10 protein-coding genes and 1 riboswitch are annotated in these 14,895 nt (G+C 66.2%); of the genes, 1 reads left to right on the top strand and 9 read right to left on the bottom strand.

Annotation, left to right across the window (positions count from 1 at the left end; genetic code table 11):
• Nucleotides 1–31: 31 nt before the first annotated feature.
• The 5 genes from obgE to JYA52_RS15430 all read right to left on the bottom strand — a co-directional run bounded on the left by obgE (nucleotide 32) and on the right by JYA52_RS15430 (nucleotide 7,911).
• Nucleotides 32–1,621 (bottom strand): GTPase ObgE, encoded by a 1,590-nt coding sequence (obgE, locus tag JYA52_RS15410; RefSeq protein WP_205654034.1) that lies wholly within the window; start codon nucleotides 1,619–1,621, stop codon nucleotides 32–34.
• Between the two features lie 118 nt (nucleotides 1,622–1,739).
• Nucleotides 1,740–2,003, bottom strand: coding sequence for a 50S ribosomal protein L27 (rpmA, locus tag JYA52_RS15415; protein WP_003803426.1), 264 nt, complete (start codon nucleotides 2,001–2,003; stop codon nucleotides 1,740–1,742).
• A gap of 60 nt (nucleotides 2,004–2,063) precedes the next feature.
• A complete protein-coding gene (rplU, locus tag JYA52_RS15420; RefSeq protein WP_003803420.1) occupies nucleotides 2,064–2,372 on the bottom strand; it encodes a 50S ribosomal protein L21 in 309 nt (102 codons plus the stop codon).
• 344 nt (nucleotides 2,373–2,716) lie between these two features.
• Nucleotides 2,717–4,267 carry a bifunctional hydroxymethylpyrimidine kinase/phosphomethylpyrimidine kinase gene (thiD, locus tag JYA52_RS15425; RefSeq protein WP_372433870.1) on the bottom strand — a complete coding sequence of 517 codons (1,551 nt, stop codon included), beginning with the start codon at nucleotides 4,265–4,267 and terminating at the stop codon, nucleotides 2,717–2,719.
• Nucleotides 4,250–4,347: riboswitch (TPP riboswitch) on the bottom strand. (Overlaps the previous gene by 18 nt.)
• A 183-nt stretch (nucleotides 4,348–4,530) precedes the next feature.
• Complete coding sequence (locus tag JYA52_RS15430) at nucleotides 4,531–7,911, bottom strand: Rne/Rng family ribonuclease (protein ID WP_205654035.1); 3,381 nt, start codon at nucleotides 7,909–7,911, stop codon at nucleotides 4,531–4,533.
• A 464-nt stretch (nucleotides 7,912–8,375) separates the two neighbouring features.
• Between JYA52_RS15430 and JYA52_RS15435 the strand changes: the two genes are divergently transcribed.
• Complete coding sequence (locus tag JYA52_RS15435; RefSeq protein ID WP_205654036.1) at nucleotides 8,376–9,059, top strand: vitamin K epoxide reductase family protein; 684 nt, start codon at nucleotides 8,376–8,378, stop codon at nucleotides 9,057–9,059.
• Between the two features lie 85 nt (nucleotides 9,060–9,144).
• On the opposite strand, the gene ndk is transcribed toward JYA52_RS15435, so the two are convergent.
• The 4 genes from ndk to ileS are packed head-to-tail and all read right to left on the bottom strand — an operon-like array spanning nucleotide 9,145 to nucleotide 14,781.
• Nucleotides 9,145–9,564: a nucleoside-diphosphate kinase gene (gene ndk, locus JYA52_RS15440; RefSeq protein ID WP_205654037.1), complete on the bottom strand. Its 420-nt coding sequence runs from the start codon at nucleotides 9,562–9,564 to the stop codon at nucleotides 9,145–9,147.
• A 40-nt stretch (nucleotides 9,565–9,604) separates the two neighbouring features.
• Nucleotides 9,605–10,069, bottom strand: a complete 465-nt coding sequence (locus JYA52_RS15445; RefSeq protein ID WP_205654038.1) for a DUF4233 domain-containing protein — start codon at nucleotides 10,067–10,069, stop codon at nucleotides 9,605–9,607.
• Nucleotides 10,070–10,072: 3 nt separating this feature from the next.
• Complete coding sequence (locus tag JYA52_RS15450; protein WP_205654039.1) at nucleotides 10,073–11,434, bottom strand: bifunctional folylpolyglutamate synthase/dihydrofolate synthase; 1,362 nt, start codon at nucleotides 11,432–11,434, stop codon at nucleotides 10,073–10,075.
• A 5-nt stretch (nucleotides 11,435–11,439) separates the two neighbouring features.
• Nucleotides 11,440–14,781 (bottom strand): isoleucine--tRNA ligase, encoded by a 3,342-nt coding sequence (gene ileS / locus JYA52_RS15455; RefSeq protein ID WP_205654040.1) that lies wholly within the window; start codon nucleotides 14,779–14,781, stop codon nucleotides 11,440–11,442.
• Nucleotides 14,782–14,895 lie beyond the last annotated feature (114 nt).

A 14,895-nucleotide genomic window follows, 5' to 3' on the forward strand; every position in this document is an offset into this window, starting at 1 on the left:
AATTGCGGAATTATCAGACACGTGTGCGGGTTCACTCCTCATGTTGGGTGTTCAGTCCACTCTCCTTGAGCGGCCGTGCGGCACGGCGCCCACTGACTGATTCGGTCCAGATGCCCGCCTTGCGCTCGGCTTCCAGCTCGGCACGTGCCGCTGCCTTGGCCTCACGGCGTTCAATCTGTTCGTCGCGCTTCTGGCCACGGGTGGGCCGGTCCCCGATGTCTGCAAAGCGGACATCGGTGCCGCGCGGCGACGCCAGCAGTTCGGCGCCTGCCATCATCGTCGGCTCCCAGTCGAACACCACGCCGTCGTCGTCACCGATCACTACAGTGTCGCCGGGCTTGGCACCCTGCTTGAACAGCTCGGTTTCCACACCCAGCTTGGCAAGCCGGTCGGCGAGGTAGCCGATGGCCTCTTCGTTGGTGAAGTCAGTCTGCTTGACCCAGCGCACGGGCTTCTCACCCAGAACGCGGAACAGCGGCTCCAGGTTCTTCTCCTCGCGGCGGATCTTGAACCCCGCCTCGTTGACTGCACGGGGGCGCAATACGGGCGCGTGTACCTTCGGCGGTGTGGCGGCCACCGATTCACGGGCGGCCTTGACGATCTCTGCCATGGCAAATCCGAGTTGCCGGAGGCCTTCGTGGCTCGTGGCCGAAACCTCAAACACGCGGTAGCCTCTCGACTCCAGCTCCGGGCGGACGAACTCGGCCATGTCCTTGCCGTCAGGCAGGTCGACCTTGTTCAAAGCCACCAACCGGGGCCGGTGGTTCAGCGGAACAACCTCGCCGTCGTTGCCGGCATAGCTCATATCAACGGCGTACTTCTCGAGTTCAGCTTCGATGATGGCGAGGTCGGAGAGTGGATCTCTGTCAGATTCCAGCGTACCGCAGTCCAAAACGTGAACCAAAGCGGCGCACCGCTCGACGTGCCGCAGGAAGTTGTGTCCCAGGCCCTTGCCTTCGCTCGCGCCTTCGATGAGCCCGGGGACGTCGGCGATGGTGAACCGCACCTCGCCTGCCTGCACGACGCCGAGGTTGGGGATGAGCGTCGTAAACGGATAATCGGCGATCTTGGGCCGCGCGGCGGACATCGCTGCGATCAGGCTCGACTTGCCGGCGGACGGGAATCCGACCAGGGCGATGTCTGCGATGGACTTCAGTTCAAGCACGATGTCGCTGGACTCGCCCTCGATGCCGAGCAAAGCGAAGCCCGGCGCCCGGCGCTTCTGGGATGACAGCGCAGCGTTGCCCAGTCCACCCAGGCCGCCTGCGGCCGCGATGAATTCGGTGCCTTCGCCGACGAGGTCCGCAAGGACGTCGCCGCCCTTCGTCTTGACGACCGTGCCGTCCGGGACGGGCAGGATGAGGGTTTCGCCGTTCTTGCCGCCGCGCCAGTCCCCCATGCCGGGTCCACCGTTGGTGGCGTGCCGGTGAGGGGCGTGGTGGTAGTCCAGCAGCGTGGTGGTCTGTGAGTCCACGCGGAGGATGACGTCTCCGCCGTTGCCGCCGTTGCCGCCGTCGGGGCCGCCCAGCGGCTTGAATTTCTCACGGTGTACGGAGACGCAGCCGTGGCCGCCGGTACCGCCGGATACGTGCAGTACTACCCGGTCTACAAAGCTCGCCACGGTGAATCTCCTCTATTGCTTAACTCGGCCGTACTGGACGTCCAAATTGATTGTAATGCGGTTAAAAGAACAGTGGAGCGGGCCATCATGGCCCGCTCCACCGGTTCAGATCCTGTTGTTACTCTGCAGCTGCAGCGGCAACGATGTTCACGACCCGACGGCCGCGGCGGGTGCCGAATTCAACGGCGCCTGCCTGCAGTGCGAACAGCGTGTCGTCGCCACCGCGGCCAACGCCTGCACCGGGGTGGAAGTGGGTGCCACGCTGGCGGACGATGATCTCGCCTGCGGAAACTACCTGGCCGCCGAAGCGCTTGACGCCGAGGTACTGGGCGTTGGAGTCACGACCGTTGCGAGTGGAGCTCGCGCCTTTTTTATGTGCCATTTGGAATGCCTGCCTTTAAATTCTGGGGAATCTGCTGAAAACCTGAACAGTAACCAGTGGTTACTTGATACCGGTGATCTTGACCTTGGTCAGTTCCTGACGGTGACCCTGGCGCTTCTTGTAACCGGTCTTGTTCTTGAACTTCTGGATGACGATCTTCGGACCGCGAAGGTCCTGAAGGATCTCAGCCGTAACAGTTACCTTGGCCAGGTCCGCAGCTGCGGATGTGACCTTGTCACCGTCTACCAGGAGCAGTGCGGGCAGCTCAATGGTGCTGCCGGCTCCACCGGCGACGCGGTTCAGGGTAACGAAGTCTCCAACGGAAACCTTCTCTTGGCGGCCGCCTGCGCGGACAATCGCGTACACCACTTGGGAACTCACTTCTCTCGACGTTTATTACTAAATTTGCGTGCGGAACCTGGGGTCCAAAGGTGTTTGGTCCGGCTCTCGCTGTGCCTCAACGCCGTGGATTCGCGGGGGAATCCGTGAGCTATCCCCGGAACAATGCCGTTTGGAATTCCAAAAGGACCGTTCCCGGGGTCATAACCCAAGTGTTGGCGTAAGCACCGAAGATCTAGAATACGCTAATTTTGCCTTCGGCCGCAAATGAGGCTGGTTTCGGCGGGTTGTCCGTGATAAGCACCACAGGGCTGTTGCACCGACCTGCCGTCACCGTGCGCGTTCATCTTACCGGCTCCTGCGCCGGGACCCGGTCAGCTGTGCAGTCGCGGCGCGTCGAAGAATTCCACTTCGTACCGGGAGGACTGCCTGAAGGCCGTCAGCATCCGGCTGCGTTCCTCGTCGGATGCCGCGCGCCCCGCTGCGTCGGCGATGCCGATGGCCTGTCTGGTGGCCTCCGCGAAGCCCTCGTCGGCGTACGTCCGCAACCACTCCGCGTAGGGGTGTCCTTCAGGGGCGCCGGCGTCCAGGAATTCGGCATGCAGGGTCTCCCCCACCTCGGCGTAGAGCCAGAAGCACGGGAGTACCGCCGCCACCAGCACGGCGTAGCTCCCCGACGCCGACGCCGCCAACAGGTGGTCCACATAGGCTTTGGTGACCGGCCCGAGCTCCGGCAGCACGCTGCGGGTGCTGAGCCAGCTGCGGTGCAGCTCGGACTCGACCTCGAGGCACTGCTGCGCGGAACGGGCCCAGAACAGCTGCTCGGCCTCGGTGGGGGCGAGCGCGCTGGCCCGTGCCAGGACGCGCGAATATCCGTTGAGGTAGATGGCGTCCTGTGCAAGGTAGTAGGCGAACTCGTTTTCGGGAAGCGTGCCTTCAGCCAGCCCGCGGATGAATCCCAGCCCGTAGATCTCGTCGAGATCCGCGGCCGCCTCGGCATGGAGCACGTCCGCAAAGCTGCCTTCAGGGGCAGCGCCTGTGGACACCAGGTGGTGGAAGTGGTGGACGGGCCCGTTGCCGTGTCCCACCTCGAGCTGCCCGGAGGAGCGGAGGGCCTCCTCCAGCCAGGGCTTCACGGTGCGGAGCGACAGTTCCCAGTCCCCGAGCCGGGCCTGGGCGGTAGCCATCGCCGAGGACAGGGAACACCCGGTTCCGTGGCTGTTGCGGGTGGGTACCCGCTCGCCGTCCACCACCACGACGTCCGCAGAAAGGGCGCCGCCCGTATTCACGAGGGCGTCCGGGCAGTCGGCACCATACAGGTGCCCGCCCTTGACGAGGACGGTGGCCCCCGTCTCGGCGGCCAGCCGTTTGCCCTGCTCCAGCGCGTCCGGCCAGGTGGCGGCCTCCGGCTCCCCCAGCAGCATCGCAAGCTCGGCGAGGTTGGGAGTGATCAGGTCAGCCAGCGGCAGGAGCTCCCGCAGGGCGGCCTCGGCGGACTCCTGCAGCAGACGGTCCCCGCTCGTCGCCACCATAACCGGATCAAGGACGACGACGCCGGGGCGCACCTTCTCCAGCCAGGTCCGAACCGCGGCGATCACCTGTGCGTCGCCCAGCATGCCAATCTTCACGGCGTCCACGGCGATGTCGTCGCTGACGGCGGCCAGCTGTGCCGCCAGGAACTCGGCCGGCGGAACGTGCACGGCGCTGACGCCCCGGGTGTTCTGCGCGGTCAGCGCCGTGATGGCTGCCATGCCGTAGCCTCCGGTGGCAGCGATGCTTTTCAGGTCGGCCTGGATGCCGGCCCCGCCGGACGGATCTGAACCGGCTATGGCCAGGACACGGGGAATGCCGCGGGTGGCGGGAACAGCCTCGCCAGGCGCAGGCCGGACATGGTGCAGGGCAGGTAGTGAAGACAAAGAAGACATCCCTTCGCCGGTGCTAACCGGTCAGGTTCAACGGGTTTGGATCTCAGCCGGCTCCGTGCGCGGCACCCCGTGTCAGTCCCCCAGCCTAGTTGCTAGCTCCGCTTTAGGCACTGCGTTGCAGTTTGCGACCGGCCTGACGATACCCCGCAGCCGTTGCCTGGCCGCCCCACAGCCGGTTCTGGCGTTAAAAGCACAACGGGCCGGTGCCGCGATTGCGGCACCGGCCCGTTGAATCAGGTCAGCCCAGACGGAAAGCCGTCAGCTCAGAGCTCGGACGCAGGCACGCCGACGCCGAGAATGATCGGCTCGCTGGCAGGCTTCGGGGCACTGGTCCTGCCTGCATCCGGAGCCTTGGCTTCGTGCGAGTGCCCGGCTGCTGACGCCGGCGCCGTCTCGTGGTGTTCCACCGACGTCTCGTTGGCTGCGCCCTGCGCCCGGCTGGCACTGCGGTTGCGGCGCGGCCGGCGGGTGCGGGTCTGCACTGCCGAGTGGTCAGCGAAGCGCTCGGCGTCGCTGTCCACGGCAGGGACAGGACGCGTCCCTGCCCGTGCGGCAGCAGGCTCCGGGGCCGGCTGGGCAGCAGGCGCCTCGCCAGCAGCAGGTGCGTGGTCCGCCGTCGGCTTCTGCTCAGCGGGAGCAGCCGGCGCGCCGAGGTGCGCGAAGGCTTCCTCCAGCCTGTCCAGCGTCAGGGCAGGAGTTTCGGATGCCGGCGCGCCGGCGTGCTCGACGAAAGGAAGCACCACTTTCTCGCCGCCGAAGGTCAGCACGGCACCGGGACGGCCTGAGACGCTCTCCGTCTCCGGGGTGCGGTGCACCACCGGACTCTCCGGGCCGGACTGCGCCGGTGCGGCAGCGGCAGGACGCTGCGCGCCGGCTGAGGCGGCCTGGTGGGCGGCGTCCTCATGGAGGTGCGCTGCGTGCGCCGCGGCCGCGATGTTGGCGAGTGCGGCACGCGTCGCCTCTGCCTTGGCGTGGCGCTCGGCCTCCGTGGGCTCATGGTGGACGGCCGCAGGTGCGGCGGGCACCGTCTCCGGAACCTGGCCGCCCTTGCCGCGCCGGCGGCTCTTGCGTTCGGTCCGAACGGGAGGCTGGTGCTCTGCCCGCGGAACGTGGTGCTCGGCGGCAACAACGTTGGCCCGCCGGTGTTCCACGGGCTCGTCGTGGGTAACCACGCCGCGGCCGGCACATGTCTCACACTGTTCGCCGAAGACTTCCAGCAGGCCGGTGCCCATGCGCTTGCGGGTCATCTGGACGAGGCCCAGCGAGGTGACTTCGGCCACCTGGTGCTTGGTCCGGTCGCGGCCCAGGCACTCCACCATACGGCGCAGCACGAGGTCCCGGTTCGACTCGAGCACCATGTCGATGAAGTCGATCACGATGATGCCGCCGATGTCCCGCAGGCGCAGCTGGCGGACAACTTCCTCAGCCGCCTCCAGGTTGTTCTTGGTGACGGTTTCTTCGAGGTTGCCGCCGCTGCCGGTGAACTTTCCGGTGTTGACGTCCACCACGGTCATGGCTTCGGTGCGGTCAATGACGAGCGAACCGCCGGACGGCAGGAAGACCTTGCGGTCCAGGGCCTTGTGGATCTGCTCGTCGATGCGCCAGGCCGAGAAGATGTCCTGGTCCTTGGTCCACTTCTCGAGCCGGCCCACGAGGTCCGGGGCCACGTAGGTGACGTAGGCCTCGATGGTGTCCCAGGCTTCATCTCCGGAGACGATCAGCTTGGAGAAGTCCTCGTTGAAGACATCGCGGACCACCTTGATGGTCAGGTCCGGTTCGCCGTACAGCAGCTCCGGAGCAAGGACCTTGGTGGACTTCGCCTGGCTGTCGATGCCCTCCCACTGCGCGCGGAGGCGGTTGATGTCGTGGGTGAGCTCTTCCTCCGACGCGCCTTCGGCCGCCGTGCGCACGATGACGCCTGCATCCTCCGGCAGGCGGTCCTTAAGGATCCGCTTCAGACGGTTGCGTTCGACGTCGGGCAGCTTGCGGGAGATGCCCGTCATGGAGCCGCCGGGCACGTACACCAGGTAGCGTCCGGGCAGGGAGATCTGGCTGGTGAGCCGTGCACCCTTGTGGCCAACGGGGTCCTTGGTGACCTGGACCAGAACGGAATCGCCGGACTTCAGGGCGTTCTCGATCCGGCGCTGCTTGCCTTCGAGGTTGACGGCCTCCCAGTTCACTTCGCCGGCGTAGAGCACGGCGTTGCGGCCGCGGCCGATGTCAACGAAGGCCGCTTCCATCGACGGCAGGACGTTCTGGACCTTGCCCAGGTAGACGTTGCCGATCAGCGAGTCCTGCTGCGTCTTGGACACGAAGTGCTCGGCCAGCACGCCGTCCTCGAGGACACCGATCTGGATTCTGTCGTCGCGCTGGCGCACGATCATCTGCCGGTCCACGGATTCGCGGCGGGCAAGGAATTCGGCCTCGGTGATGACGGTGCGGCGGCGGCCGGTGTCGCGGGATTCGCGGCGGCGCTGCTTCTTCGCTTCGAGCCGCGTGGAGCCCTTGACGGACGTGACGCGGTTGTTGACCGGTGCCTCGCTGACGGCGCGGGGGGCACGGACGCGGGTCACGGTGTTGGGGGGATCGTCGTCTCCCCCTCCGGTGAGCTCGAGGTCCTGGTCGCCGCGGCGGCGGCGGCGCCGGCGGCGGGACGTCACGCCGTCGTCGGCCTGGCCGGCGGTTTCCTCGTCGGCGTCCTCGGACACGTCAGAGACCTCGGTGTCTGCCTCGGTGTCGTCGCGGTCGGTGATCTCACGGTCGGCGCGGTTCCGCCCGCGGCGGCCGCGGCTGCGGCGTCGGCGGCGTCCGCCGTCGTCGTCCTGCTCGTCCTCGCCTTCGGCCTCAGTGTCCTCCGTGGCGGGAGCGGCAGCCGGACGGATCACGGTGGTGAGGTCGGGCGCCTGGAAAATGATCGACGTGACTGATGCCGGTTCAAGGAAGAGTGAGCCTGCCGGAGCGGACGGTTCCTCCTCGGTCTCGGCCGCGTCCTCGGCGCTTTCCGCTGCAGCGGCCTCCGCGGCGGCGGTCTCCGCCTGGATCTTCTCAACCGGCGTCTCTTCGACACGTGTTTCCACGGCAGAGGATTCAGCGGTGGTCACTGGCGCTGCGGTTTCAGTGGCTTCCGCGGCTGCGGATTCCGGGGCCGCCGGCTGTGCCGGCTCTTCCGCTGCGGGCTCTGCGGTTTTCGGCTCTGCCGTTTTCGGCTTGGCTACGCGGCGGCGGCGCACCGGCTTCGCTTCAGGTTCGACGGCGGTCTCGGCGGCGCTTTCGACGGCGGCCGGTTCAGCGGCAGCCGGTTCGCCGGCGGCCTCTTCGGCGAACGCGGGCAGCGGCTCGTCGGCAACCTTCTTGCGGGAACGCGTACGCCGCACGGGGGCTTTGGCCTCGGCAACGGAAGCTTCCACCGCCGTCACTTCGGAATGCGCGGCCTCCACCGGTTCCGACACAACGGACTCAGCGGACAACGCTGGTTCATCGAGGACGGGCTCCTGCAGGGCCGGTTCCGGCAGCGAGGCCTGGGCCTCGGCGTCCTTTACCTTGGGCGCTGCCTTGCGCCGCGTGCGGGTGGCCTTCTTGGGAGCTTCGGCTTCCCCGATGGCTGCCGGATCTTCATTAACGGCGTCTAACTGGTCATTATCCATATGTGGCGACACTCCTGCCCCTGACATGCCGCCACATCCGGCACCCGTTGGGGCACATATTGTCAAAACCCGCAGGCGTTGACAGAAGTCAATTGGCTACCCTCAGGTTCGCACCGGCAGTGGGGTGCGGCAGCCCTGAAAGGCCGGCGGGGATGTTACTGGAACCCGTTGTTTCTGCAATCCACAACCAGGTGCCGTCCAATGGAATGCGGGAGGCAGGATTTCCTTTATCCGGGCCTCCGCTGCTTCTCATTGGCGGTCTTGGGAACAAGCCACCGGACTGGAACCCGAATGTGGTTCGCGATCCAGCCACGTTCATTCTCTCACACAGCAGTTCAAAATCGCCGTCATTGCGTGACAAAGGCAGTCAAGTGAGCCGGGAGCGTCCCACTGCACCAAGCTTTTACCCAGAGTACGGCGATACAATCTGGGCAGGAGCACCCCAGATAAAGGACGCCAGCCCCATGCCCAGCATTTCGTCTTCCACCGGCACGGATTCCGAGCACGAGTACGCCGGCGAAACCCTGCGACCTTCGGCAGCCGCCGAGGCTGCCCATCCAGCCATGACCCGCGACCGCCCGTTCGGGTGGCTGCTGGTCATCACCGGCATCGTGGGATGGCTCGCTTCGGGCATCCTCGTGCTGGAAAAGCTGGAGGTCCTCAAGGATCCCAACCACACCACCGTGTGCGATGTGAACCCGTGGATTTCCTGCGGACAGGTGATGCAGACCCCGCAAAGTTCGGTTTTCGGCTTTCCCAACATGTTCATCGGCATTGTGGCCTTCGCCGTGATCATCACGGTCGGAATGGCGCTGCTGTCCGGCGCCCGGTTCAGCCGGTGGTACTGGCTGGGACTGCAGACCGGCGTGACCCTCGGCTTCGCTTTCGTCGTGTGGCTCTGGTTCCAGGCACTCTATGAAATCCGCATCCTGTGCCCGTTCTGCATGGTGGTGTGGGCAGCCATGATTCCCCTTTTCGTCTGGGTCACCGTCCGCAACGTTGTCCGCGGGGCCATCCCGGCACCGGCCGGCGTGGCAAGGGTTCTCGGCGACTCCGGATGGATCATCACCGCGCTGCTCTACGTGGCCGTCATCGCGACCATCTTCTTCGCCTTCATCCAGGTATTCATCGGCACCTCCGGCTTCTAAGCCAAAGAAAAAGCGCGAACTGGCAGCTGATGCCCCCAAAATCATCTTTTGAGGGCATTAGCTGCCAGTTCGCGCTTTGGCGTTGCTAGGGCTGGAACCAGATCTTGATCTCGCGCTCAGCCGAGTCGACGGAATCCGAGCCGTGGACCAGGTTCTGCTGGACCTTCACGCCCCAGTCGCGGCCAAAGTCACCGCGGATGGTGCCCGGAGCCGCGGTCGTGGGGTCGGTGGTGCCGGCCAGCGAGCGGAAACCCTCGATGACGCGGTGGCCTTCGAAGATCGCGGCGACCACGGGGCCGCTGAGCATGAAATCGACCAGCGGCTCGTAGAAGGGCTTGCCCGCGTGCTCTTCGTAGTGCTGCTCGAGCAGCTCCCGGGTGGCGTTGACCTTCTTGAGCTCGGCCAGGGTGTAGCCCTTCGCCTCGATGCGGCCAAGGATTTCGCCGGTCAGGTTCCGGGTGACGCCGTCGGGCTTGATCAGGACGAGAGTGCGCTCAATGCTCACAGCTGCTCCAATGCGGTTGGTTGTGGGTTTCCGGGTAAGTCTACGGGTTCTGGCCGGCGCCTTCATCGTGGGCTCCGTCCGAATGCGCGGCCTCCCATTCCGCCTGTTCCCGGGCCCTTTGCGCGGCTTCCCTGTCGAGCCGGATGCCGGTCCGGATCCCGTACCACCAGGCCAGGGCAAACAACGCGCCCACGAGGAACATCATCGGCTCCACGAAACCGGCGAGGATGAGCACCAGCTGCAGCAGCCAGCCGAGGCCGACGCCCCACGGTTTGGACAGGACGGCGCAGGCCAGCACCAAAACCACGCTCAGCCCGATGCCCACGGACAGAATCAGCACCGGGGACAGCTCGCTGCGGCGCAGTCCGAACACGGCCAGCGTGGCGAAGAAGGCCACGAAGCCTTCCAGCAGCAGCACGGTGGACGCGAACATCACCTTGGTGGACCGGCGCTTCTTCGGCATGCCCGGCCGCCATTCCCGCTGGGCTTTCGTCAGCTTCGCCACGGGTCAGGCCTCCGTTTTTCCAAGCAGGATGCGGGCATCCGCCACCAGCGTGATGGAACCCGTCACCAGCACGCCGCCGGCCAGGTCCTCGTTGGCCTCCGCCCGTTCCACGGCCCACTCGAGGGCGTCGTCCAGTTTCTCGGCGATGTGGATGTTCTCCTCGCCAAAACCGAGGTCGACGGCGAGCTCCGCCAGTTCCGCGGCGGGGACCGCCCGCGGCGAGTTCGACTGGGTGAAGCAGAATTCCTCGGCAAGGCCGCCGAGGGACTCCTTGAGCTGGCGGAGAATCTCCTCGGCGTCCTTTTCCTTGAGGACACCGACCACCACGACGATCTTGCTGAAGCTGAAGGCTTCCTCGATGGCTTCGGCCGAAACGCGGATGCCCTCCGGGTTGTGCGCAGCGTCCACGATGATGGTGGGCGCGGTGCGGAGCACCTCGAGGCGGCCCGGCGAGGTAACCGTGGCGAAGGCCTCCTGCAGCACCTCGGCGGACAGCTCCTTTTCGCCGCCCCCAAGGAATGCTTCCAGGGCGGCCACGGCGACGGCCGCGTTCTCGGCCTGGTGCGATCCGTGCAGCGGAACCATGAGGTCCTGGTAGCGCCCGGCGATGCCCTGGACGGTCACTACCTGTCCGCCCACGGCCACCTGACGGGATTCGACGCCGAATTCCACGCCTTCGAACTTAAAAGGCACCTGGACTTCGCGGGCTTTCTCCAGCAGCACCTGTGCGGCGTCCACCGGCTGGGCCGCGCTGATGAGGAAGCCGCCGGGCTTGATGATGCCGGCCTTCTCACGGGCGATGTCCTCCGTGGTGTCGCCCAGCAGGTCCGTGTGGTCCAGCGAAATGGGGGTCACCACGGACACCTGGCCGTCGCCCACATTGGTGGCATCGGTGATGCCGCCGAGCCCCACCTCCATGATCGCCACGTTCACCGGCTGGTCGGCGAAGACGGCGAAGGCAAGGATGGTCAGGCATTCGAAGTACGTGAGCCGCGGCTGGCCCTCGGCAGTGAGTTCGTCGTCCACGATCTGCAGGTAGGGCCGGATCTCGTCCCAGATGCGCACGAACGTCTCGTCGGACACCGGGGCCCCGTCCAGGCTGATCCGTTCCGTGACCTTGGACAGGTGCGGGCTGGTGTAGCGGCCGGTGCTGAGGCCGTGGGCGCGCAGGCCGGCCTCGATCATCCGGGCCGTGGAGGTTTTTCCGTTGGTGCCGGTGATGTGGATGATCGGGAAGGCCTTGTTCGGCTCCCCCAGCACATCCATGGCGCGGAACAGCGGCGCGAGGCGGGGTTCCATCTTGTTTTCCGGCGCCCGGCCCAGCAGCTCGGCGTAGACGCTCTCCACGGAAAATTCGTCAGTCATATGTTTCAGGCCTCTACTTTTTCGACGGCGATCTGCAGCTCTGTGTCATCCCCGTTGGAGTGCAAGCCCAGTTCCACCGTGAGCGTTTCGGTCACCACGAGGTTTTCGTGTGCCTTGAGGGCGTCGACAAGGTTCAGAGGCGCGGAGATCGTGGTCCGGATCCGGTCGCTCACGTTGAGTCCGGCGTCCTTGCGTGCCTGCTGGATGGAGCGGACCATGTCCCGCGCCAGTCCTTCGGCCTCGAGCTCGGGCGTCACCTCGGTGTTCAGGACCACAAAACCGCCGGTGGGCAGTACTGCGGCAGCAGAAGACGCCGTTGCTGAACCGCCCTCGGACTCGGCCACCACGGTCTCGAGTGTGTATTCCTGCGGCTCCAGCTCGAGCCCGCCGGCGGTCACCACTCCGGCGTCAGAAACTGACCAGTCACCGGACTTGGAGCCCTTGATGGCGAGCTGGACGTTCTTGCCCAGCCGCGGGCCCGCGGCGCGGGCGTTGACCACGAGTTTCTGTTCGATGCCGAACTCCTCCGGGGAGGCGCTGGCGGCGTCCAGGAGGCGCACGGAGCGCAGGTTGAGTTCATCGGCGACGACGGCGGCGAACCCTTCCAGCGCATCCGCGCCGGGTGCCACGACAGTGAGTTCCTGCAGCGGCAGGCGCACGCGCAGGTTCGCTGCCTTGCGTAGGGACGACCCGGTAGAACAGATCTGCTGCACGCGGTCCATCGCCTGCACGAGCGCAGGGTTGGCCGGGAACAGGTCAGCCTCTGGCCAGTCGGCCAGGTGCACGGAGCGTCCGCCCGTCAGGCCGCGCCAGATCTCCTCGGACACCAGCGGCAGCAGCGACGCCGCCACGCGGGAGACGGTCTCGAGCGCGGTGTAGAGCGCGTCGAAGGCCTCAGCGTTCTCGTCGAAGAAGCGCTGGCGGCTGCGGCGCACGTACCAGTTGGTGAGCATATCCAGGTAGCTGCGCAGTTCGTCGCAGGCGCCGGAGATGTCGTAGCTGTCCAGCTGGGCGGTCATGTTGCGGACCAGGTCCCCGGTGTTGGCCATGAGGTACTGGTCCAGCGTGTCCGCGTAGCCGTCGTAGCGCAGCTTCGCATCGTAACCCTGTCCGCCGTTTGCGGCGTTCGTGTACAGCGTGAAGAAGCTGTACACGTTCCACAGCGGCAGGATGACCTGGCGCACGCCGTCGCGGATGCCCTGCTCGGTGACCACAAGGTTGCCGCCGCGCAGGATGGGGCTGGACATCAGGAACCAGCGCATGGCGTCGGAGCCGTCGCGGTCCAGGACCTCGGAAACGTCCGGGTAGTTGCGCAGGCTCTTGGACATCTTCTGCCCGTCCGAACCCAGCACGATGCCGTGGCTGATCACGTTGCGGAAGGCCGGCCGGTCGAACAGCGCCGTGGACAGGATGTGCAGCATGTAGAACCAGCCGCGGGTCTGCCCGATGTACTCCACGATGAAGTCCGCCGGGTTGTGGGTGTCGAACCACGCTTCGTTCTGGAACGGGTAGTGGACCTGGCCGTAGGGCATGGAGCCGGAGTCGAACCAGACGTCCAGCACGTCCTCCACGCGGCGCATGACGGACTGGCCCTCTTCCGGAGTGCGGGGGTCGTCCGGGTTGGGGCGGGTCAGTTCGTCGATGAAGGGCCGGTGCAGGTCGATCTGGCCGTCGTTGTTCAGCGGCAGGCGGCCGAAGTCGGCCTCGATCTCGGCAAGCGAGCCGTAGACGTCGGTCCGCGGGTACTCGGGGTCCGTGGACTGCCAGACAGGGATGGGGCTGCCCCAGTAGCGGTTGCGGCTGATGGACCAGTCGCGGGCGTTGGCGAGCCACTTGCCGAACTGGCCGTCCTTGACGTTCCCGGGGATCCAGTTGATCTCCTGGTTCAGCTCGGACATGCGGTCCCGGAACTTGGTGACCTCAACGTACCAGGAGGAGACGGCGCGGTAGATCAGCGGGTTGCGGCAGCGCCAGCAGTGCGGGTAGCTGTGCTCGTAGCTGGCCTGGCGGACCATGCGCCCCTGGGCGCGCAGCACCTGCGTGATGGGCTTGTTGGCCTCGAACACCTGCAGGCCGACGATGTCGTGCAGGTCGCCGTGGGCGAACAGGTGCAGGAACTTGGCGCCTTCGTCCACGGACAGGATGACTGGGATGCCGGCTTCCTCGCAGACCTTCTGGTCGTCCTCACCGTAGGCGGGTGCCTGGTGGACGATGCCCGTTCCGTCGGTGGTGGTGACATAGTCGGCCACGAGGAACTGCCAGGCGTTCTCGGTGCCGAACTTCTCGGTGTCGCTGAAGTCGTGCCACAGCGGCTCGTAGCGGAGTCCTGCAAGCTCGGCGCCGGTATGTGTGGACGTGACGGCGGCGGCCGCGGCAGCAGCGCCAGCGGCACCATCACCGTACCCCAGGTCCTTCGCGTAGGTGCCCAGCAGGTCTGCGGCGAGCAGGAAGCTGCCCGTAACGGGTGCGTCCGCAGAGGCGGCCTTGACGCCGTTCGGCCCGGCGGGCAGCACCGCGTAGGTGATGTCAGGCCCGACGGCGAGCGCCAGGTTGGTGGGCAGGGTCCAAGGGGTGGTGGTCCAGGCGAGCGCCTGCACGCCGGCCAGCTGCCGGGAGAGTTCCGACTTCCCCGCCGTGATGGGGAACGTCACCGTGACGGTCTGGTCCTGGCGGTTCTTGTAAACGTCGTCGTCCATGCGCAGCTCGTGGTTGGACAGCGGCGTCTCGTCCTTCCAGCAGTAGGGCAGCACGCGGTAGCCGTTGTACGTCAGGCCCTTCTCGTGCAGCTGCTTGAAGGCCCACAGCACCGACTCCATGTACTCGACGTTGAGCGTCTTGTAGTCGTTGTCGAAGTCCACCCAGCGGGCCTGGCGGGTGACGTATGCCCGCCATTCGTTGGCGTACTTCATGACCGATGCCCGGCAGGCGTCGTTGAACTTGTCGATGCCCATGGCCTCGATCTGGGTCTTGTCCGTCATGCCCAGCTGCTTCATGGCTTCCAGCTCGGCAGGCAGCCCATGGGTGTCCCAGCCGAAGCGGCGCTCAACGCGCTTGCCGCGCTGGGTCTGGTAGCGGCCCACCAGGTCCTTGGCGTAGCCGGTCAGCAGGTGTCCGTAGTGCGGCAGGCCGTTGGCGAAGGGAGGGCCGTCGTAGAAGACGAACTCGTTGCTGCCTGGGGCGCCGCCGGGCAGGTCCGCGCTGCGCTGGTCAATGCTCGCCTGGAAGGTGCCGTCCTCGTCCCAGTACTTGAGGATCCGCTCCTCAATCTCCGGAAACTTCACGGAGGTGGATACGCCGGAGGTGTTGGCGCCCGGCGCTGCGGCAGAGGCCTTGGGGTAATAGGTCATCTCGACATCCTGGGTTGAGCTGGTGAACAAGTGGATCATTCAGGATGCGAGGACGGCCCGTGCACTGCTGGCCGGCTTTCGCCGTTCAACGCACCGGTACCGCGGTACCACCTC

The sequence above is a fragment of the Arthrobacter pascens genome (assembly GCF_017052465.1).
Taxonomy (GTDB): domain Bacteria; phylum Actinomycetota; class Actinomycetes; order Actinomycetales; family Micrococcaceae; genus Arthrobacter; species Arthrobacter pascens.

What these genes read in the sequence shown, in the direction of transcription:
- JYA52_RS15435 (WP_205654036.1), top strand. Translation starts at nt 8,376, where the DNA reads ATGCCCAGCATTTCGTCTTCCACCGGCACGGATTCCGAGCACGAGTAC.
- JYA52_RS15430 (WP_205654035.1), bottom strand. Translation starts at nt 7,911, where the DNA reads ATGGATAATGACCAGTTAGACGCCGTTAATGAAGATCCGGCAGCCATC.
- JYA52_RS15450 (WP_205654039.1), bottom strand. Translation starts at nt 11,434, where the DNA reads ATGACTGACGAATTTTCCGTGGAGAGCGTCTACGCCGAGCTGCTGGGC.
- rpmA (WP_003803426.1), bottom strand. Translation starts at nt 2,003, where the DNA reads ATGGCACATAAAAAAGGCGCGAGCTCCACTCGCAACGGTCGTGACTCC.
- thiD (WP_372433870.1), bottom strand. Translation starts at nt 4,267, where the DNA reads ATGTCTTCTTTGTCTTCACTACCTGCCCTGCACCATGTCCGGCCTGCG.
- ileS (WP_205654040.1), bottom strand. Translation starts at nt 14,781, where the DNA reads ATGACCTATTACCCCAAGGCCTCTGCCGCAGCGCCGGGCGCCAACACC.